Here is a 17,922-nt window from a genome sequence, read left to right on the forward strand (position 1 = left end):
ATCAGTTCACTGCAAGGAGAATCTCAATGGCGCGCCCCAGGTAGGCGTCAACCGGGCCCTCAGCATATGCCTTCTTCCCGCGTGCAGGCTTGAAAACAGCCTGGCGGATATCGTCAGCGGTCAGATCAGCATTGTCGTTGAAGAAGCCCTCCAGACGGTCCAGCAGAGCGTCCACCTCTTCAGCGTTGTAGCCAGGCTCACGGCCAGGGCGGGCAAAGCGCTCACCACGAGGGCGCAGCAGGCGAGGATAGAGCGTGGTCGCACGGTCAGCGACACGCTGATACCAGGCGGCCTCGCCATTGACAGCAATGTGGTCAGCGCGGTCACGCTGCACAAAAGCCGCCTCAAGGCGATTCAAAGCAGCGTCAATGGCCTGAATGCTGTAGCCGCGGCGTTTGAGCAGGAAGGTAGCCTGGCGGACCTGCTCGGCGCTGAAGTGCTCGGCGGGAACGCCGCCCTCGTAGGCGCGGCGGGCGTCCTCAAAGAATGAATCGACCGAAGCGGGGTCGTAACCGTAGTTGAAAATGCTTACCCGAGGGAAAGAGTCGCTCATCGATTCTCCTGTGTGTTGGCGCCCTGTTGCTGGGATGCTGCGGGTTGGGGCTTTCCTGCGGGGGCATCGGAGGAGGATCCTTTGCGCCCGCCTTCTTTTACTGCCGTGGCCAACTGACCACATGCACCATCAATATCTGATCCGCGGGTATCGCGGATCGTTGTCGAGATTCCATTGTTACGCAAAATGGCGACAAATTCGTCTTGTGCTCGCCGTGTTGATGCCGTCCAGATTGATCCCGGTGTGGGATTCAAAGGAATGGGGTTGACATGCACCCATCCCTTACCGCGCTTATTCAGCTCATCAGCGAGCAGCTGCGCACGATACGGCTGATCGTTCATGTCCTTAATCAGCGCGTACTCAATGGAGACACGACGTCCCGTCGCCACGAAGTAGCGGCGGGCAGCATCAAGCAGCTCCCCCACCTTCCACCGCGAGTTAATCGGGATGAGATCGTCACGCAGATCATCATCGGGTGCGTGCAGCGAGACCGCCAAAGTGACCGGCAATCCCTCGGCCGCGAGCTTATCGATGGCTGGAACCAGGCCCACCGTCGAGACGGTGACATTGCGTGCCGACATACCAAAGCCTTCAGGGCTGGGATCAATCAGACGGTGCAGCGCATTGACCACCGCCCGATAGTTCGCCATCGGCTCACCCATACCCATAAAGACAATATTCGACAGGCGTGTCGGACCACCCTCAAGAACCCCGTCCTCGCAGGCCTTTTGTGCCATACGAACCTGGTCGATAATCTCAGCCGTCGACAGATTACGGGTCAGCCCCATCTGGCCGGTAGCGCAGAAGGGGCAGGCCATGCCACACCCTGCTTGGGAAGAGATACACAGCGTTGTGCGCTCCGTGTAGCGCATAAGAACCGACTCCACGCGGGCACCGTCATAGAGCTCCCACAGGTGTTTGATGGTCAGGCCACCATCAGCGCGTTGGGCAACAACCTCGGTCACGAGTTCGGGCATAAATGTGGAACGGATCGCCTCGTGCATGGACGCAGGAATGTCACTCATGAGCGCCGGGTCAGCGGTGTAATGCTCAAAATAGTGGCGCGACAGCTGGTCGGCGCGGAAGGCCGGGAAACCTGCGTCCTTGACGAGGGCACGGCGTTCAGCCTGCGTGAGATCAGCGATATGCGAGGGCGCCTTTCCTCGCCGCTTCGCGGTGAAGGACAAGATAGGCTTCGCGTCAGGCGTCAGCGCGCCCTCGGGCGGCTGATCCGTTGGACGTACCTCGCGGCGCTTACGGGGAAGTTCGGGAGTCGGCAGAGCGGTTTTCATGTCAGGCTCCCAGCGCGTTTCGCACGATGAAGTAGAAGACAGGGGCATACATCAGCAGGGCGTCGATGCGATCGAGGACGCCCCCGTGGCCCGGCAAGAGCGCAGACATGTCCTTAAGGCCCACTTCGCGTTTAATCAACGACTCGAGCAGGTCACCCAAGGTACCGATAAAAGCTCCAGCAATGCCTGCGATAACGCCCCACCACCAGTGGGCACCAAGCAGGCTCAAGCAGATGACGCCAGCAATGATGGAAGCCGCGAGGGAGCCCGCAAAGCCCTCCCAAGACTTCTTCGGTGACAAGCGGGGCGCCATCGGGTGCTTACCGAACATGATGCCCGCAGCCCAGCCACCTAGGTCATTCATGACGGCCAGGAGGACCAGCAGCCCCACGATCCACGCCGAATTAAACTCACGCAGCATGAGCAGCAAGAAGGCGGCGAAGAAAGGCACGTAAACGATCGTGAACACAGATGCCACGATGTCATGCATGCGGGTCTGCTGCGTCGAATCCACCAGCCGCCACGCGATCGCGGCAAAGACCGTCAGGTAGGTGGCAACCAGTGTTGCCTCCACGCCCAGCATCCACGCGCAGGTGAGGATACCGATCGTGCCCAGGTAGATAGGAGGCATCGACAGGTGAATGCCAACCCGGGCAAAGGCGCCGGCCAGTTCCCACACGGCAGCTACGCACATGACCGCAGCAAAAACGACGAAGAGCGGGGTAAAGAAGATCAGGGAGCTAGCGAGGGCAACAATCAACACCGCTGCTGTACCAACAGCAGCGGGAAGATTACGTCCTGCGCGGCCCGTCGCGGGTAGGGGAGGTCTCTCCACGGTCGGAGCCGGGGAGAGAACCTTCCCTACGACACGAGCAATAGAAGAATCACTCATCAGATGGTGAGGAGCTCAGTCTCCTTGGCGGAGAGCAGCTCATCGATCTGCTCCACGCGAGCCTTGGTGAGGGATTCGAGGGCCTTTTCAGCGCGCTCGACCTCGTCCTCGCCTGCTTCGCCGTCCTTCTTGAGGCGGTCGAGCTGTTCCTTGGCCTTACGACGCACGCCACGCACGGACACGCGGGCATCTTCAGCCTTGGACTTGGCCTGCTTGACGTAGTCACGGCGGCGCTCTTCGGTGAGGGCGGGCAGGACCACGCGCACGACGTTACCGTCATCAGTGGGGTTGACACCGAGGTCGGACTCGCGCAGGGCGCGGATGATTTCAGCGACCGCGCCACGATCGAAGGGGGAGATCAGGACGGTGCGAGCCTCGGGGATTTGGAAGGAGGCAAGCTGCTGCATCGGCGTGGGAGCGCCGTAGTAGTCGACCATGATCTGCTGGAACATGCCCGGGTTTGCGCGGCCGGTGCGGATGTTGCCAAAGTCGTTACGAGCCACCTCAACGGCTCGATCCATCTTGTCCTCTGCTTCAAGCAGAATATCGTCGATCACTGCTGCTCCTTCTGTTTGTCAGGTGCGACGGAAACAAGGGTACCGATTTCTTCGCCCAGAAGGGCTGCGGTCACGTTTCCTGGTTCATTCATACCAAAGATTCGCATGTTGAGGCCGTTTTCCTGACTCAGAGCGAATGCAGCGGCATCAACTACTTTAAGGCCTTGGGCCAGCGCGTCACCGTAAGAGACGTAGCTGAGTTTACGAGCATCAGGGTTTGTGCGGGGATCATCCGTGTAAACGCCATCCACCCCGTTCTTGGCCACGAGCAGCTCGGTGCAGTGCGTTTCCAAGGCTCGCTGGGCAGAAACGGTATCAGTGGAGAAGAAGGGCATGCCTGCGCCGGCGCCAAAAACGACGACGCGCCCCTTTTCCATGTGACGAATTGCTCGCAACGGAATGTAGGGTTCAGCAACCTGCTGCATGCTGATCGCGCTTTGCACGCGGCAGGGCACACCGGATTGCTCAATAAAGTCTTGGAGGGCGAGGGCGTTCATGACGGTGCCGAGCATGCCCATGTAGTCGGCACGGGAGCGATCCAGGCCTGAGCGGGACAGTTCAGCGCCGCGGAAGAAGTTGCCTCCACCCACAACCACAGCGACCTGAACGCCTTGGCGGACGGCCTCAGCAATCTGCTGGGCAATATTACGAACGACGGAGGGGTCAAGGCCGATGGAGCCACCGCCGAAAGCCTCGCCAGAGACCTTCAGCAGCACGCGACGCGGCGTGGGGGCGGACATATGTACTCCTTTGTGCATGGTCGACGCTGGTTGGAGAGTAGCCACTTTCCGAATACTCTGTGGCGTGGCCGGGGGGATCCTTCAGCCGGTAAGCAAGAACCCTTAGGGATAAAAATACTGTGTGAATTTCCTGGATGCCAATGAAGGCCCCGCCGAAATGGCGGGGCCTTCATCTGGAGCTATCAGGCGCCGACGTGTACGCGAACGAATTCGGTAACGGTGCCGTTCACCTCAGCGAGAACCTTGCCAACGGTCTTGGAAGGATCGCGAGCGTAGTCCTGGTCCACCAGGCAGTTGTCCTTGAAGTAGGCGTTGAGGCGACCCTCAACGATCTTAGGAACGATAGCCTCGGGCTTGCCTTCTTCGAGGGTGATCTTCTCGAGGGTGGCGCGTTCCTTGTCGAGGACGTCAGCAGGGACGGCGTCGCGGTCAAGGTACGCAGGCATGTAGGCGGCCACGTGCATGGCGATGTCGTGGGCGACGGAAGCACCGTTGGCATCGGTCACGACGAACACGCCAACCTGCGGGGGCAGGTCGGGGCTGGTCTGGTGCAGGTAGAGGTCAACGTTGTCGCCCTCAACGCGCACGAGGCGACGAGCCTCGATCTTTTCGCCGATGACGGCGGCCATGCCGTTGATGCCGTCCTGAACGGTCTCGCCGTTCAGGGGAGCAGCCAGGAGAGCCTCGAGGTCTGCGGCCTCAGCGGCGACAGCGGCTTCGAGGACGCTCTGAGCGAAGTCGATGAACTTCTGGTTCTTGGCAACGAAGTCGGTCTCAGAGTTGAGCTCGACCATGTAGCCAACCTTGCCGTCAACGACGGTGGCGGCCAGCAGGCCTGCGGAGGCGACGCGGCCTTCGCGCTTGGAGAGGGACTTGAGGCCCTTGAGGCGGATGATTTCGAGCGCCTTCTCGGCGTCGCCGTCAGCCTCGGTGAGAGCGTTCTTGACGTCCATCATGCCGGCGCCGGTCTGCTCGCGCAGCGCCTTGACATCAGCAGCGGTGAAATTCGCCATTGGTGTCGATCCTTTCAGGAAAGTTCTGGTCAGGCCTGGGGTGCTTCGGCTGCTTCTTCAGCAGCGGGAGCTTCGGTGGTCTCGCCTTCGAGGAGCTCGCGCTCCCACTCAGCCAGGGGCTCAGCTGCGGGGGCAGCTTCTTCACCGGTGGGCTTGCGGGTTGCGGAGCGAGCCAGGAGGCCCTCAGCAACGGCGTCGGCGATCACGCGGGTCAGCAGGGCAACGGCGCGGATGGCGTCGTCATTGCCGGGGATACGGTAGTCGACCTCATCGGGATCAGCGTTGGTGTCGAGGATGGCGACGATGGGGATGTTGAGCTTGCGAGCTTCAGAAACAGCGAGGTGTTCCTTCTTGGGGTCAACGATCCACACGGCCGAGGGAACCTTGGCCATGTCGCGGATGCCACCGAGGGTGCGAGCGAGCTTTTCCTTCTCGCGGCTCATCATGAGCAGTTCCTTCTTGGTGTGGCCGGAGGAGGCAACATCTTCGAAGTCGATCTGCTCGAGTTCCTTGAGGCGCTGGAGGCGCTTGGCAACGGTGGAGAAGTTGGTGAGCATGCCGCCCAGCCAGCGGTGGTTGACGTAGGGCATACCAACGCGGGAAGCCTGCTCGGCGACAGTTTCCTGGGCCTGCTTCTTGGTGCCAACGAAGAGGATGGTGCCACCGTGAGCGACGGTCTGCTTGACGAAGTCGAACGCGATGTCGATGTCAGCGATGGTCTGCTGCAGGTCGATGATGTAGATGCCGTTGCGCTCGGTGAGGATGAAGCGCTTCATCTTGGGGTTCCAACGACGGGTCTGGTGACCGAAGTGGACGCCAGAGTCCAGGAGCTGGCGCATAGTGACGACTGCCATGAATCGTCCTTTCCCCTGCGCTGTGCGCAGGTCATGGGGGCTTTGAAGCCCATTTTCGGTTTTTCGCTCGTTCCGGAAGTCCCGGTGTGAGCCCTGGTGCCACAGCCGACCACCACCCCGAAGGGACCTGAGGCAGTCGCGCTCCGCCCTACTCAAGCCAGTCGGCACGGTGCCGGTGGTGTAGGCGCGGTAATGACACGCGAAGTCGCCTGTTCCGCCCTATCAGTACGATTCAGACAGTCCAGACGCTCGATCTAGTTTAGTCGATGGCACACCCGCCTTCGAGCATGCTTCTTGTGACACGGCTCCCACTCTTACGGGTTTTCCACAGACCGTGAGTCCACTCGTCGTTATCCACAGGCGACCCCCATGTCTTTTGGAGCAAAGCTCTGTGCGCGCAAGAGTAAAGAGATGAAACACCGAATTCATCCTCCTCAGTTCTTTCATGCACGCTGGCTTGCCGTCCTGATGGCGGTCCTCGCTTCCTTCCTCCTTTCACCCGCTGCCGCCGCCCTTTTCCCCTTTGACGAGGGCGAGGCCGCCTCCCCCTCGCTGGAAGCCTGGCGCTGGCCCAGTGGCGAGCCCGTAGCCATTACTCAAGCGTTCGACCCGCCCTCGCAGGATTGGCTGTCAGGGCATCGCGGGGTAGATCTGAACATCCCCGTGGGTGCGACCATCTATGCTCCAGCGGCAGGAACGGTCACTTTCGCCGGGCGCCTGGTTGACCGGCAGGTTCTCGTCATCGAACATGACCATCGGCGCTCAACCTTCGAGCCTGTCGCGCCCCTTGTCTCTTTGGGAGATCACGTCGAGGAAGGCCAGGCCATCGGCATTGTCGAGGCGGGCCACTCCCCCGGCCCCTTGCATTGGGGCGTCAAGGTCGGCGCCAAACAATACCTCAATCCCCTCCGTCAACTTCTCGCCCCCATCGTGTTAAAACCCTGGTGAGAAGGGGACTACGCTCGCGGATGAGCCTGCAGATAGATCGCTGAGAGGCGCTGCGCATCAACGTGGGTGTAGCGCTGAGTGGTCGCCAAGGAAGCGTGCCCAAGGATCTCTTGGACTGCTCTGAGGTCAGCGCCTCCTTGAAGGAGGTGCGTCGCTGCGGTATGGCGCAGAGCGTGGGGCGCCAGGTCTTTCACTCCTGCCTGCGCACTCATGTTATGAACGACAGCGCGGACGGCACGAGGGTCGATGCGGCCACCTTGTTTGCCAAGGAAAAGGGCCTGGCCTGAGTGGGCTGCCAAGAAGAGGGGTCGACCGCCTTCTCTCCAGGCCTCAACCGCACGCAGGGCCACATCCCCAACGGGCACCACACGTTCTTTATTTCCTTTACCGATCACGCGGATCGTTCCGGCTGAAGTGTCCAGTGAGGTCGTATCAAGATCACACAGTTCACTGACGCGCAAGCCAGCACTGTAGATGAGTTCAAGCATCGCCCAGTCTCTCAGCGCACAGGCAAGAACATTTTCTTCTGCTGCGACTTCCTGCGGATCATCACAGTCTCTCGCATGCTCCTGCGCCTGGCGGACCATGCTTGCCGCGTAGTTGAGTAAGCGAGCAGCGCCTTCAACGTCCACCACTTCTGGAAGGCGCTGGTCGGGACGGGCTGAAACGAGCAGTGCGGAAGGGTCTGTCGGGAGGAACCCGCGATGGTGAGCCCAGGCGCAGAAGGAACGCAAGGACGAGGTCTTGCGGGCGGCAGTTGAACGCGTTGCCCCCTCAGCGAGTGTCGAAGAGAGCCAAGAGCGCAGAGCGCGCGTCGTCAGAAGATCCTCCAGAGGCAGGTCAGAGCCGCTTCTTTCACGAATGAAGCCCACGCACAGGCGTAGGTCTGTCTCGTAGGCGCGAATCGTCTGGGAGGACAGCCCCTTCGTGTCACTGAGGAAACTCAGCCACTGGTGAAGAAGGCGTTCATCGTCACCCGCTAGAGGCACTTGCTGCGTATGCGTGGAGGGGGGAGCCTGAGGGCGGCCAGCCCTCCGAGGCGTGGCGGGGGTGGCGTTCGCTGACATACCGCCAGTTTAGCCACGCCCCGTCACCTTAGTGACCTGTCGCCCGGCTCCACCCTGAAGCAGAGGAGGACACCCACCCGGTGAGTTCCAAGCCCGCGAGCGCTGCAAGCACTTCTCGTTCGGACAGTCCGCTAGCGCGGGTGAGGCGTTCAAGAGGCGCAGCGGAACGTTTGGGCAGGGCTTCCCACACCCGGCGCTGCGTGGGCGGCAGCGCACTCACGCCCTCGTCCTTGGCGATGGGCGCGCCGAAGAGGTCCTCACTCAGTGTGGGAGCAAGGGGGCCGATGAGTTCTCGGACGTCCTGCGCATGACGAATGAGAGTGGCCCCATTGCGAATGAGGTCGTTACTACCTGCAGCCATTTCGACCCCCACTGGCCCCGGGATGGCCCCGACAGGGAGGCCGAGTTCCATCGCTCGACGCGCGGTGGCGAGAGCACCGGAGCGGCGCCCTGCTTCAACGACGATGGTGGCATCGCTGAAGGCGGCGATAATGCGGTTGCGTGCGAGGAAACGCCATTTCGCAGGCCTCCAGTTGGGTGGGGATTCGGAAATAATACCCCCTCCTGCGGCGAGGATCCGTCCAAAGATCTGTTCGTGGGCTTTGGGGTAGAGCTCTGCCACTCCCCCAGCCATGATGGCAACGGTTGGAGCTTGTCCGGCGAGGGCGCCGCAGTGGGCCGCGATGTCAATACCGTAGGCGCCACCTGAAACGACAGTGATGCCCTCTTGTCCAAGGTCGCAGGCAAGATCTGAGGCGATACGCGTGCCATAGTGGGTGGAGGCGCGAGCACCAACGATGGCGACGCTCGGCTGCGAGTTTGAGGGCGAGCGGCCAAGAACCCACAGTGCGACGGGTTCTTCTGCGCCCAGACGTTTGAGTCCTGCTGGCCACTCAGGCATGTCGGGAGTAAGGAGATAGCCTCCGAGACCTTCGAGGACTCCCAAATCTTCATCGGGCGCTGCCTGCAAGGCACGAGGCCGCCATCGTTCCCATGCCTGATGCCACGAGGCTCGCCGGAGCTGGTCGCCGGCAATATCGTCAGGGAGAGGTCCCGGCTGATCTGCCATCACCCACCGGTAGGCGTCGTCATCACCCAGGCCGTGTCGAAGGGCCGCCGCGTGGGCGTCCCCCGGTTCGATGATGGCACTCCACCAGGCGGCATACCACCACGTAGGGTGCTGGAGGGACTTCCGAGCTAAAGGGGAAGTGTGTTCAGGCATATTCGTGACCTCCTCCGCTGCGCAGGGCAAGGGCTTCACCCATGTCTGCCATATCGGGTTGGTCTCGTCCATCAAGATCGGCGAGGGTCCACATGAGCCTCAGTACCCGATCGGCGCCGCGCATCGACAAGATCCCCCTCTCAATGGAGTCATCCAAGCTCCGTAAAAGATCTGCAGGTAACGGCGTATTGCGCCGAATCCATGTACCGGGCAGCTCCGTGTTTAAACGCCAGGGTGTCCCTTCAAGGCGCGCTCGCATCCGCTCTCGTGCCTGGGCCACCCGTTCTTTCACCACTGCGGATTCTTCGACACTGCCTTCTGCCAGATCAGCGCGTGTTGGCGTCCGCATAGGCACGGTGATATCAATCCTGTCGCGCAGCGGCCCCGAGAGGCGCGCCTGGTAGCGGCGCCGTTCAATGGAAGAACAGGTGCATTGCTTGACGCGCGCTCCACTGTGTCCACACGGACACGGATTGGACGCAAGGACGAGTTGGAATCGCGCCGGGTAAGAGGTATGGCCGCGTGCCCTATGGATGGACACGTGACCTTCCTCGAGAGGTTGACGGAGGGCGTCAAGCACGGAGGGCGCAAACTCAGGAGCCTCATCAAGAAGGAGCACTCCCCCATGGGCCAGGGACACCGCTCCCGGACGCGGCAGCTGAGAGCCGCCGCCAATCATCGCAGGCATCGTCATCGAATGATGCGGTGTGCAAATGGGAGGACGGCGCACCAATCCCCCATCGGCCCCGAGAAGCCCCGCCACCGAATGGATCGCAGTCGTTGTTAAGGCCGTGCGGTCATCCAGGTCTGGCAGAATGCTCGGCAGGCGCAAGCCCAGCATGGTTTTGCCAGCCCCCGGTTCCCCAACGAAGTGAATGTGGTGGCCACCGGCTGCCGCAACTTCCAGAGCGCGTCGCCCTCGTCCTTGACCGCGCACATCAGCCAAATCCAAAGGGCGCGTGTCCGCAAGAGAGGTCGAGCCGCCATCACGTATGGGCACGGCGGCAGAACTCTCCGACAGAGGCATGTCCGCCTTCCCACCCGCCCAACGGATGATCTCGGCAACATGAGCAAAACCGCGAACCTCAATACCGGGAACGAGGGCGGCCTCCTGCTCATTGCCTGCTGGCACTATTGCTCGTTCGATACCGCGATCTGCCGCCGCCATGAGCGCAGGCAAAATACCCGTCACGGGACGCAGCGACCCGTCAAGGGCAAGCTCACCCAAGAGGACGCACCCTTCAAAAGGACGGGCACGCACCTGACGATTCGCAATCAAGACGGACAGGGCGATCGCCACGTCAAAAGCCGAGCCTGACTTGGGCAGTCCCGCCGGGGACAGATTCACCGTCACCTTCCTGTCGGGGACGTCAAGGTTGCACGACTGCAATGCTGATCGCACGCGCTCCTTTGATTCACGCAAGGAAGCGTCAGGCAAGCCAACCAGGGTGTAAGACACCAGGCCTCGACCCACATGGGATTCAACCTCGACTAGGTGACCTTCAATACCAACCAGGGCAATCGCAAGGGTCTTGGCGATATGTGAGCTCATGCTGCCACCGCCTTCTCCCAATGGATACTGGCTTGGGACGCGAGAAGATCCTGGGCCTGCAGGCCAGCGGCGAAGAGATCGCGCACGCCCTCAGGGAAAGTGAGGGCGATAACGTCAATGCGGACGTGCCGCTTATGCTCCTGGGTGGAGAGCCATGTGACGGCAAGGCGGCGCAAGCGAGAATATTTTCTGCCATCAATCGACGCAAAGGCCGAGCCGTGAGAGCTGCCAATGCGCGTGCGGACCTCAACCACGACGTAGCATCCTGCCGCCGGATCAGCGGCAATAATGTCAAGCTCGCCGCGTCTGCCGTCACGCCAGTTTCTGTCAAGAATGTGCAAGCCTTGAGCGCTCAGGAGTTCAGCTGCGATGGCCTCACCCACGGCGCCCAGGGCGGGCTTATGAGACTGTGAAGCGGTTTGTCGGGTGTTGTAATGTTCGTTCATGTGTTCCTCCCGCTTCTACTGTTCCAAGTCGGAAAGGAAGAACAAAACACCTGAGCCTCTACCTGTGGATAGAGGCTCAGGTGGTGAAGTGCCTGTGGATAACTTCTACGGCCAGTAAGATCCCCTGTGATTACAGGGCATCGTAATCGGGCTTAGACAGCTCCTCCACATTGACGTCCTTGTAGGTAATCACCCGCACAGACTTCACAAAACGTGACGAGCGGTAGATGTCCCACACCCACGCGTCAGTCAAGGTCAGCTCATAGAACACATCCGTCCCCATAGGACGGGCTTGGATGTCGACCTTATTGCACAGGTAGAAACGGCGTTCAGTTTCCACCACGTAGCTGAACAGACCAATGACATCGCGGTACTCGCGGAAAAGGTCGAGCTCAAGAGTATTTTCGTAGTTCTCGATATCTTCGCTACTCACGGCTGTTCAGTCCTTTCTGTGGGCTGTCCGCATGCGGAGGTATGGCTAGAAGCTTGCAGCACTGTCATGGGGTGTCAACGCCGGGAAGTTTCCACGAACGTCGATGAAAAGAGCTCGCCCCCAAGCGGCGTAAACCCTCAACATGAGCAGCAGAAGCGTATCCCTTATTTGATGCCCACCCGTAACCGGGATCCTCGTGGGTGATCATCAGCGTGTCTCTGTCCACCTTAGCGAGAACAGAGGCTGCCGCCACCACCGCGCAACTCATGTCGGCTTTTACTTGCATATGGACCGGCGGCACCACATACCCACCAGCACTCCACTGAAGGTCAGCCGCAGACTCACGCATTGCAACAAAAAGATCATCCTGCGGTTCAGTCAACCAATCATGAACACCATCAAGAATGACCAGCTCAGGAAAAGAAAGTCCAGACATTGCTGCAGCCTGCATGAGTGCACGCTGACCCGCCAGACGAAGAGCCACCACGATCCCATGGGCGTCAATCTCATCTGGGGAGGCATGACCCACCCCCCAGGCGCGCACCCACTGGCGAATCGGTTCACACAAAGCCGCACGCTTAGCAGGGGTCAAAAGCTTCGAATCAGTCAAACCTGAAGGAGGTTCCCCCACTTCAGCGTCCACCCACGCAACCCCAACCGTGACCGGCCCGGCGAGGGCGCCTCGTCCGACCTCGTCCATCCCGGCAAGCAGACGCCGCCCACCCAGGAGGGACAGTTCAAGTTCACGCGTGGCAACAGCCGTCATTGGGGATCGGGAACGCTGGCGAAAACCTCGCGGTCACCCAGGCCACGCCAGTGGTCAGAGGGCCAGATGACGGCGTTTGCGCGGCCAACGATTGCACTCAGAGGAATAAAGGGATTCTGGCTGCCTGTCGATGTGATGACATTGGGGTCATCGGGCATGTGGTAGCGCGAATCGGAGGAATTCGAGCGGTTATCCCCCATCACCCACACGTGACCTTCGGGGACGACCACGTCAAAGGAAATCGTCGAGGGAATCGTGCCCGGAGGCAGGTACGGTTCGGTGATCTCTACACCGTTGACCGACACCTTATTCGAGGCCGAACAGCACTCCACACGGTCCCCGGGCAGGCCAATCACACGCTTGACGAGAATCTGCTTGCCATCAGCTGGCACGAAACCAGAGAACTCGCCAATCTTGCGGATAAATGCGGCAAAACCCTCGGACTCATCGGGTTGAAGCCAGCCGTTCGCATCATCAAAGACCACCACGTCACCGCGCTGGACATCCCCCACCCATGCAGAAATGCGCGAGACAGAAATGCGGTCGTTGACACTAAGAGTGTCGGCCATTGAAGGAGAGGGAATCCAGAACACCTGAACGATGAAGGCCCGCAGCAAAGCAGAGACACAGAAAGCGACAAGCAAAATAATGCCGATTTCACGCAGCCACGCCAGGGGGCTGCGTCGGGCGGCGCGCTCGCGTGCGATTGCTTCCCGTCGTGAAGGCAGGTGCATCGGTGCTCGTCCAGGAAGGTGTGCGCTCATAGTGGATTCCCTTCATCAACTGGCTGTCAGTGGAGGCGTGCAGGGTGAAGGCCCGGCATCCCGAAAGGACACCGGGCCTTGCCGCTATACGCAGATTGCCACTACGCAGCTCAGTTGAAGCGACGCTCCTTGATCTTGGCTGCCTTGCCGTGACGATCACGCAGGTAGTACAGCTTCGCGCGGCGAACGTCACCACGGGTGACGATCTCGATGTGATCAATGGTGGGGGCGTGCAGCGGGAAAGTACGCTCAACGCCAACGCCGAAGGAGATCTTACGAACGGTGAAGGTCTCGGACACGCCGTGACCGCGGCGAGCCAGAACAACGCCCTGGAACACCTGAATACGGGAACGGGTACCTTCAATAACCTTCACGTGCACCTTAACGGTGTCACCGGCGCGGAAAGACGGGAGGTCCTCGCGCAGCGACGCTGCATCGACGGCATCCAGCTTCTGCATGTCTACTCCTTAACGCACCTGCCGCAGGTCAGTTACGTCAAAATACGGCAGGTCTATGCCTGCGGTGTACTCATGGTGTGGCGCTATGGCGGCCCCCTGCGGCAGGTGACGCCACGTCACACCGATTTCCCAGTCTGCCACATGAGTCCTATTGGCCCCAAGAGCTGGGAGGAATTTCAGGGTTTCGCCAGCGTGATATTACGCACGAAGACATCGTCAATATTGGCGACCTCGCCCACCATGAAGGTCCTGCGGCCCACAACCTTAAAGCCATGCCGCTTGTAGAACGCTCGCGCCCGCTTATTGGCAATATTCGTCCCCAACACCACCTGAGAGTTGCGCGCGCACGCGGCAACGTCAGCCACTGCACGTTCAAGGAGCGCTCCAGCAATGCCTGAGCCGTGCCATTCGGGGGCGACGTAACACTTGGACAGGTAGGCGGCCCCCCGCTCAATCTTTCCTGGACGCACCATGTCATTGGGCGTTCCATCAGGCCCACCGAGGACGGTCAGCGTGTAGCCCAGCAGCTGGTTATCTTCTTTGGATCGAGCGACCCAGATGCGATACTCCGTCGGATTATCGAGCATCCGAGTGAACTCGGCGACGCTGAGCTTCTCGGCAATGAACGCATCAATAGCCTCTTGCCCCAGGTGCTCAGGGCAGGCCAGGGGGAAGGTTCGCGCAGCAAACCTTGACAGTTCTTCGGCTTCAGTGGCCCGAGCCAAACGCATACGGATCTGCGCGTAACGCGGGTAAAGAACGGTCCCAGCCCCAGCTAGAACCTCGCGGTCGACGATGGACAGTGAGTCCGGGTCCAGAGCACGAACCATGTCGGGGCGGCGGCTAGCCGTGCGAATAAGGGCACGATCTCGCCGCCAGCGGTCAATAGCAGCATGATCCCCGCCGAGGAGAACCTCAGGCACCTCGTATCCACGCCACTTCTTGGGCCGAGTGTAGGCAGGGTATTCGAGCAGGCCGGAGTCGGAATGGGATTCCTCCACGATCGACTCTTGGTTTCCCATGAACCCATCGATCAAACGGCCAACGGCCTCAATGAGGACCATCGCGGCCGCCTCACCACCGTTGAGGACGTAGTCGCCCAAGGAGAACTCGTAAACCTCGTACTCTTCAGCGCGGTAGTGGTCCGCAACACGCTGATCGATACCCTCATAGCGGCCACAGGCAAAAACAATCTGATCAGCTCGCGCCAGATCTTCTGCCATCTTCTGCGTCACCGGCACACCGGAAGGGGTAGGGATAGCCAGAACGCGGCGCTCGTGGTGCAGGCTGCGCGCGTGATTGAGAGCGTCCTCGTCAAGGAAATCAGCCTCATGAGCCGCAAAGGCGTCCGCGTGAGGAAGGGATGCTGAAAGGATCTCATCAAGGGCCCGCCCCCACACATCGGGGCGCATCACCATACCCGCCCCACCACCGTAGGGGGTGTCATCGACGCTGCGGTGCTTGTCTTCAGTCCACTCGCGCAGATCGTGCACATGTACGTCAATGAGTCCAGCATCTCGCGCTTTGCCCATCAACGACAGTTCGAGGGGCGCGAAGAAATCAGGGAAGATCGTCAGGAGATCAAAACGCATGGCAGGTGTTCCTGTCAGTCGCGGGTGCTGACAAAGTCATCATCGAAGAGGCCACCAGGGGCGTCAATAATCACCACGCCAGCCTCAACATCAACGACAGGGACAAGCTGGTGAACGAAAGGCACCATCACTGTCCTCCCCTCGTAGCGGACAAGAAGCAGATCCTGCGCGGCGCCCGGCTGCAGACCGGTCACTTCACCGAGGGACTCACCCTCAGGAGAGCGCGCAGCAAGTCCCACAAGCTGATGGGGATACCAGGCATTGTCCTCGTCATGCTCTTCGGTGAGCAGGGCGATACCACGGGCAGCTTCAGCGTCCTCACGCGAGGCGATCTCATCAAAGATCGCGAGGGTTCGGCCTTTGTGCTGGCGTAAGCCCACGACAGTGAGCACTGGGAAGTCAGAAGAATCGGTCTCGAAAGAGGCACTGGGAACGACGCGTTCAGCGTCATCAGTGCGAATGTCGAGTAGGACCTCTCCGCGCAGTCCATGAGCAGGACCAATAATGGCGGCGGTCAGATTCATGTGGGACTCCCCTAGTTGTCGCGACGCTGACCAATGTGCCTGACAGAGGTTGTGCGGCGCTGGCGTTGTTATCGGTGTCTAGTGTACTTGGGCGCGCTGGGGGCGCAGGCGATATGTTCAGTGAAGAAAGCCTCTCCAAGCTGGAGTGTGAGAGATGGCCTGGCCTTCACCTTCCCAAGACATGACTGTGGGCTGGAGGGAATCCTCCAGCCCACAGTCGCAGTCTGATAACAATCAGTCTGAGGTGATCGTGTTACTCGCGATCGGTATCGACGACGTCGACGCGGATCGGTCCGCGCGTTGAAAGCGCACCCATGACAGTGCGCAGGGCGCGTGCCGTGCGGCCGTTGCGCCCGATAACGCGTCCGAGATCGTCGGGGTTGACCCGAACCTCAAGGAGCTGTCCCTTGCGCATGGAGCGCTTCGAGACGCGCACGTCATCAGGATTGTCAACGATGCCGCTTACCAGGTGTTCCAACGCGTCAGCGAGCATGATCAGGCTTCCTCAGTTGCCTCGGCAGCCTCGGCGGGCTCCTCAGCAGCTTCTTCAGCGGCTGCGGCGGCCTCTTCAGCGGCCTTAGCAGCGGCTTCTTCAGCCTTCTTAGCGGAAGCGTCAGCCTTGCGCTTTTCAGCGGCGGACTCAGCAGCCTTCACAGCCTCAACAGCTTCGGCGGCCTTGTCGCTCTCGGCGACCTGAACGCGGGACACGGCGTCAGCCTTGCCCTTGAACTTAGCGATGTCGCCGGTGAGGACGAGCAGGTTACGAACCTGGTCGGTGGGCTGAGCGCCAACGCCGAGCCAGTACTGCGCACGCTCGGAGTCAATCTTGATGACCGAGGGGTTGCAGGTGGGATCGTAGATGCCGACCTCTTCGATGACGCGGCCATCGCGCTTCTTGCGCGAATCCACGACGACGACACGGTAGAAGGGTGCATGGATCTTGCCCATGCGCTTGAGTCGAATGCGAACTGCCACTTGTGTGGTCACTCCTGTTTCAGATTGGTTTGGAAAGATGCACCGCTCCGGTGGGAACACGGTTGAGTGGTCTTTCCGGGACACGACTGTCCTCGGTGAGAGGGCCCTCGGCAGTCGGGTACTCGGATATTCTGCCATGTTTTGCGCCAATTCCCATAGTCTCATTGACATTCCTCCCTTACTTTCAGGGTGGAATCGGTCACTTTCACATCAGCACGCGCCTTCAGGGATGCTCGCTGCGTATATGCGACCTGATCTGTATTGAGGGTTCTTCCCTTGTGGTTGGAGTGCGTGCGCGAAACAATGAGATTATGAGTCCTCACTCTATCGACTACCAGTGCGCTCGCGTTGCTCGCGCCGCAGCCCTGTCTGTTGCCCCCTATTTGCGTTCCGTAGCGCGTACCGTGACCTCTTTCGATACGAAGATGGATAGTCATGATCCTGTGACTGTGCACGATCGTCACGTCGAGGGCGTGCTTCATGAGATTCTTGGATTCTTTGCGCCGGGTTCTCGCGTGTTGGGCGAGGAACGTGGCGAGGTGACCCTTACGTCAACTCCCCCCAGCAGCGTTTCCTTTGACGAGGCCAACGCCCTCGCCCAGTTGGGTGAGGCCAGCGGGGTGAGTGAGTTGGGTGAGCGTCTGAGATGGATCGTTGATCCCATTGATGGGACGGCAAATTTTGCCTGCGGCATGGCCTATTTTGGCACCTCTATTGCTGCGGAGTTGGATGGGCAGGTGGTTGCTGGGGCGGTGAGTGTGCCCATGCTGCACGAGGTCTTTGTCGCTGATGCGACACGCGCCTGGCACGAAGGTCCCGAGGGAATCGTTGACCTGCGTTCGCGCGGCCCGCACTCTGAAGCGGAGGCGGTTCTCATTAGCTACTACCCCACCCGCAAGCTCTTGCATCAAGAACCGCTTGTTGCTGCCGAGCGTGAACGCCGACTCGTTGAGGCCTATATGGCTACTAGACGCTCTGGAGCGTGTGCTCTCGATCTGGCTCACATTGCTGCAGGCTGGCTGGGCGCCATGATTGGCACTGCGTTTAAGCCTTGGGATGTGGCTGCTGGCATCCACATGGTGCGTGTTGCTGGAGGCACGGTGCTCAACCTTCCGCTACGCACTGACCTTGCTGATGGCTATGCGCCAGGTGTTGCTGCCTCCGCAGGCTCTTTTGAAGCGGTGACGATTGAGGCCGTATTGCGCGAGGAGCAAGCGTTCATAGATTCCATTTACTGACACTCATTGCCCACAAAAGAGGCTCTCCCTAAGGTA

General features: G+C 60.3%; 21 protein-coding genes. 2 read left to right on the top strand and 19 right to left on the bottom strand.

Features of this window, described 5'->3' with window-relative positions; all coding sequences use genetic code 11:
• Window position 1 precedes the first annotated feature (1 nt).
• The 7 genes from HWX48_RS06505 to rpsB all read right to left on the bottom strand — a co-directional run bounded on the left by HWX48_RS06505 (window position 2) and on the right by rpsB (window position 5,901).
• Entirely contained in the window at window positions 2-553 is a 552-nt protein-coding gene (locus tag HWX48_RS06505) for a DivIVA domain-containing protein (RefSeq protein WP_175955810.1), read from the bottom strand.
• A complete protein-coding gene (gene rlmN, locus HWX48_RS06510) occupies window positions 550-1,845 on the bottom strand; it encodes a 23S rRNA (adenine(2503)-C(2))-methyltransferase RlmN (protein WP_175955812.1) in 1,296 nt (431 codons plus the stop codon). Before rlmN ends, HWX48_RS06505 begins: the two co-directional genes overlap by 4 nt.
• A gap of 1 nt (window position 1,846) precedes the next feature.
• Window positions 1,847-2,737, bottom strand: a complete 891-nt coding sequence (locus tag HWX48_RS06515; protein ID WP_175955814.1) for a phosphatidate cytidylyltransferase — start codon at window positions 2,735-2,737, stop codon at window positions 1,847-1,849.
• Window positions 2,737-3,294, bottom strand: coding sequence for a ribosome recycling factor (gene frr, locus HWX48_RS06520; RefSeq protein WP_175955816.1), 558 nt, complete (start codon window positions 3,292-3,294; stop codon window positions 2,737-2,739). Before frr ends, HWX48_RS06515 begins: the two co-directional genes overlap by 1 nt.
• Window positions 3,291-4,034: a UMP kinase gene (pyrH, locus tag HWX48_RS06525; protein ID WP_175955818.1), complete on the bottom strand. Its 744-nt coding sequence runs from the start codon at window positions 4,032-4,034 to the stop codon at window positions 3,291-3,293. Before pyrH ends, frr begins: the two co-directional genes overlap by 4 nt.
• A gap of 182 nt (window positions 4,035-4,216) precedes the next feature.
• Window positions 4,217-5,047 carry a translation elongation factor Ts gene (tsf, locus tag HWX48_RS06530; protein ID WP_175955820.1) on the bottom strand — a complete coding sequence of 277 codons (831 nt, stop codon included), beginning with the start codon at window positions 5,045-5,047 and terminating at the stop codon, window positions 4,217-4,219.
• A 29-nt stretch (window positions 5,048-5,076) separates the two neighbouring features.
• Window positions 5,077-5,901: a 30S ribosomal protein S2 gene (gene rpsB / locus HWX48_RS06535; RefSeq protein ID WP_175955822.1), complete on the bottom strand. Its 825-nt coding sequence runs from the start codon at window positions 5,899-5,901 to the stop codon at window positions 5,077-5,079.
• 411 nt (window positions 5,902-6,312) lie between these two features.
• Here rpsB and HWX48_RS06540 point away from each other — a divergent pair, with 411 nt between their 5' ends.
• Complete coding sequence (locus HWX48_RS06540) at window positions 6,313-6,849, top strand: M23 family metallopeptidase (RefSeq protein WP_175955825.1); 537 nt, start codon at window positions 6,313-6,315, stop codon at window positions 6,847-6,849.
• Between the two features lie 8 nt (window positions 6,850-6,857).
• Here HWX48_RS06540 and HWX48_RS06545 read toward each other — a convergent pair whose 3' ends face one another.
• The 12 genes from HWX48_RS06545 to rpsP form a co-directional block, all read right to left on the bottom strand.
• Window positions 6,858-7,916: a tyrosine recombinase XerC gene (locus tag HWX48_RS06545; RefSeq protein WP_175955827.1), complete on the bottom strand. Its 1,059-nt coding sequence runs from the start codon at window positions 7,914-7,916 to the stop codon at window positions 6,858-6,860.
• 28 nt (window positions 7,917-7,944) lie between these two features.
• Window positions 7,945-9,138: a DNA-processing protein DprA gene (gene dprA / locus HWX48_RS06550; RefSeq protein ID WP_175955837.1), complete on the bottom strand. Its 1,194-nt coding sequence runs from the start codon at window positions 9,136-9,138 to the stop codon at window positions 7,945-7,947.
• The gene (locus HWX48_RS06555) at window positions 9,131-10,690 is read right to left on the bottom strand and encodes a YifB family Mg chelatase-like AAA ATPase (protein ID WP_175955839.1); all 1,560 of its coding nucleotides are present in this window, start codon (window positions 10,688-10,690) and stop codon (window positions 9,131-9,133) included. The genes dprA and HWX48_RS06555 overlap by 8 nt, the downstream gene beginning before the upstream one ends.
• The gene (locus HWX48_RS06560) at window positions 10,687-11,136 is read right to left on the bottom strand and encodes a YraN family protein (RefSeq protein ID WP_175955841.1); all 450 of its coding nucleotides are present in this window, start codon (window positions 11,134-11,136) and stop codon (window positions 10,687-10,689) included. Before HWX48_RS06560 ends, HWX48_RS06555 begins: the two co-directional genes overlap by 4 nt.
• Window positions 11,137-11,266: 130 nt before the next feature.
• Window positions 11,267-11,569: a DUF2469 domain-containing protein gene (locus tag HWX48_RS06565; protein ID WP_175955843.1), complete on the bottom strand. Its 303-nt coding sequence runs from the start codon at window positions 11,567-11,569 to the stop codon at window positions 11,267-11,269.
• A 64-nt stretch (window positions 11,570-11,633) separates the two neighbouring features.
• The gene (locus HWX48_RS06570) at window positions 11,634-12,335 is read right to left on the bottom strand and encodes a ribonuclease HII (RefSeq protein ID WP_175955844.1); all 702 of its coding nucleotides are present in this window, start codon (window positions 12,333-12,335) and stop codon (window positions 11,634-11,636) included.
• On the bottom strand, window positions 12,332-13,099 hold the full coding sequence (gene lepB, locus HWX48_RS06575; RefSeq protein ID WP_175955846.1) for a signal peptidase I: 768 nt from the start codon (window positions 13,097-13,099) through the stop codon (window positions 12,332-12,334). The genes HWX48_RS06570 and lepB overlap by 4 nt, the downstream gene beginning before the upstream one ends.
• A gap of 110 nt (window positions 13,100-13,209) precedes the next feature.
• On the bottom strand, window positions 13,210-13,557 hold the full coding sequence (gene rplS / locus HWX48_RS06580; protein WP_175955848.1) for a 50S ribosomal protein L19: 348 nt from the start codon (window positions 13,555-13,557) through the stop codon (window positions 13,210-13,212).
• A 176-nt stretch (window positions 13,558-13,733) separates the two neighbouring features.
• On the bottom strand, window positions 13,734-15,149 hold the full coding sequence (gene trmD / locus HWX48_RS06585) for a tRNA (guanosine(37)-N1)-methyltransferase TrmD (protein WP_175955850.1): 1,416 nt from the start codon (window positions 15,147-15,149) through the stop codon (window positions 13,734-13,736).
• 14 nt (window positions 15,150-15,163) lie between these two features.
• Window positions 15,164-15,673: a ribosome maturation factor RimM gene (rimM, locus tag HWX48_RS06590; RefSeq protein WP_175955853.1), complete on the bottom strand. Its 510-nt coding sequence runs from the start codon at window positions 15,671-15,673 to the stop codon at window positions 15,164-15,166.
• A 253-nt stretch (window positions 15,674-15,926) separates the two neighbouring features.
• Window positions 15,927-16,166 carry an RNA-binding protein gene (locus tag HWX48_RS06595; RefSeq protein ID WP_124870720.1) on the bottom strand — a complete coding sequence of 80 codons (240 nt, stop codon included), beginning with the start codon at window positions 16,164-16,166 and terminating at the stop codon, window positions 15,927-15,929.
• A gap of 2 nt (window positions 16,167-16,168) precedes the next feature.
• Window positions 16,169-16,648, bottom strand: coding sequence for a 30S ribosomal protein S16 (gene rpsP / locus HWX48_RS06600; protein ID WP_175955855.1), 480 nt, complete (start codon window positions 16,646-16,648; stop codon window positions 16,169-16,171).
• A gap of 311 nt (window positions 16,649-16,959) precedes the next feature.
• Here rpsP and HWX48_RS06605 point away from each other — a divergent pair, with 311 nt between their 5' ends.
• Complete coding sequence (locus tag HWX48_RS06605) at window positions 16,960-17,886, top strand: inositol monophosphatase (protein WP_175955857.1); 927 nt, start codon at window positions 16,960-16,962, stop codon at window positions 17,884-17,886.
• Window positions 17,887-17,922 lie beyond the last annotated feature (36 nt).

It is taken from the genome of Schaalia sp. Marseille-Q2122, from assembly GCF_903645355.1.
Classification (GTDB): domain Bacteria; phylum Actinomycetota; class Actinomycetes; order Actinomycetales; family Actinomycetaceae; genus Pauljensenia.

Coding starts and splice junctions, on each gene's coding strand:
- HWX48_RS06505 (WP_175955810.1), bottom strand. CDS start 553: ATGAGCGACTCTTTCCCTCGGGTAAGCATTTTCAACTACGGTTACGAC.
- rlmN (WP_175955812.1), bottom strand. CDS start 1,845: ATGAAAACCGCTCTGCCGACTCCCGAACTTCCCCGTAAGCGCCGCGAG.
- HWX48_RS06515 (WP_175955814.1), bottom strand. CDS start 2,737: ATGAGTGATTCTTCTATTGCTCGTGTCGTAGGGAAGGTTCTCTCCCCG.
- pyrH (WP_175955818.1), bottom strand. CDS start 4,034: ATGTCCGCCCCCACGCCGCGTCGCGTGCTGCTGAAGGTCTCTGGCGAG.
- tsf (WP_175955820.1), bottom strand. CDS start 5,047: ATGGCGAATTTCACCGCTGCTGATGTCAAGGCGCTGCGCGAGCAGACC.
- rpsB (WP_175955822.1), bottom strand. CDS start 5,901: ATGGCAGTCGTCACTATGCGCCAGCTCCTGGACTCTGGCGTCCACTTC.
- HWX48_RS06540 (WP_175955825.1), top strand. CDS start 6,313: ATGAAACACCGAATTCATCCTCCTCAGTTCTTTCATGCACGCTGGCTT.
- HWX48_RS06545 (WP_175955827.1), bottom strand. CDS start 7,916: ATGTCAGCGAACGCCACCCCCGCCACGCCTCGGAGGGCTGGCCGCCCT.
- dprA (WP_175955837.1), bottom strand. CDS start 9,138: ATGCCTGAACACACTTCCCCTTTAGCTCGGAAGTCCCTCCAGCACCCT.
- HWX48_RS06555 (WP_175955839.1), bottom strand. CDS start 10,690: ATGAGCTCACATATCGCCAAGACCCTTGCGATTGCCCTGGTTGGTATT.
- HWX48_RS06560 (WP_175955841.1), bottom strand. CDS start 11,136: ATGAACGAACATTACAACACCCGACAAACCGCTTCACAGTCTCATAAG.
- HWX48_RS06570 (WP_175955844.1), bottom strand. CDS start 12,335: ATGACGGCTGTTGCCACGCGTGAACTTGAACTGTCCCTCCTGGGTGGG.
- lepB (WP_175955846.1), bottom strand. CDS start 13,099: ATGAGCGCACACCTTCCTGGACGAGCACCGATGCACCTGCCTTCACGA.
- rplS (WP_175955848.1), bottom strand. CDS start 13,557: ATGCAGAAGCTGGATGCCGTCGATGCAGCGTCGCTGCGCGAGGACCTC.
- trmD (WP_175955850.1), bottom strand. CDS start 15,149: ATGCGTTTTGATCTCCTGACGATCTTCCCTGATTTCTTCGCGCCCCTC.
- rimM (WP_175955853.1), bottom strand. CDS start 15,673: ATGAATCTGACCGCCGCCATTATTGGTCCTGCTCATGGACTGCGCGGA.
- HWX48_RS06595 (WP_124870720.1), bottom strand. CDS start 16,166: ATGCTCGCTGACGCGTTGGAACACCTGGTAAGCGGCATCGTTGACAAT.
- HWX48_RS06605 (WP_175955857.1), top strand. CDS start 16,960: ATGAGTCCTCACTCTATCGACTACCAGTGCGCTCGCGTTGCTCGCGCC.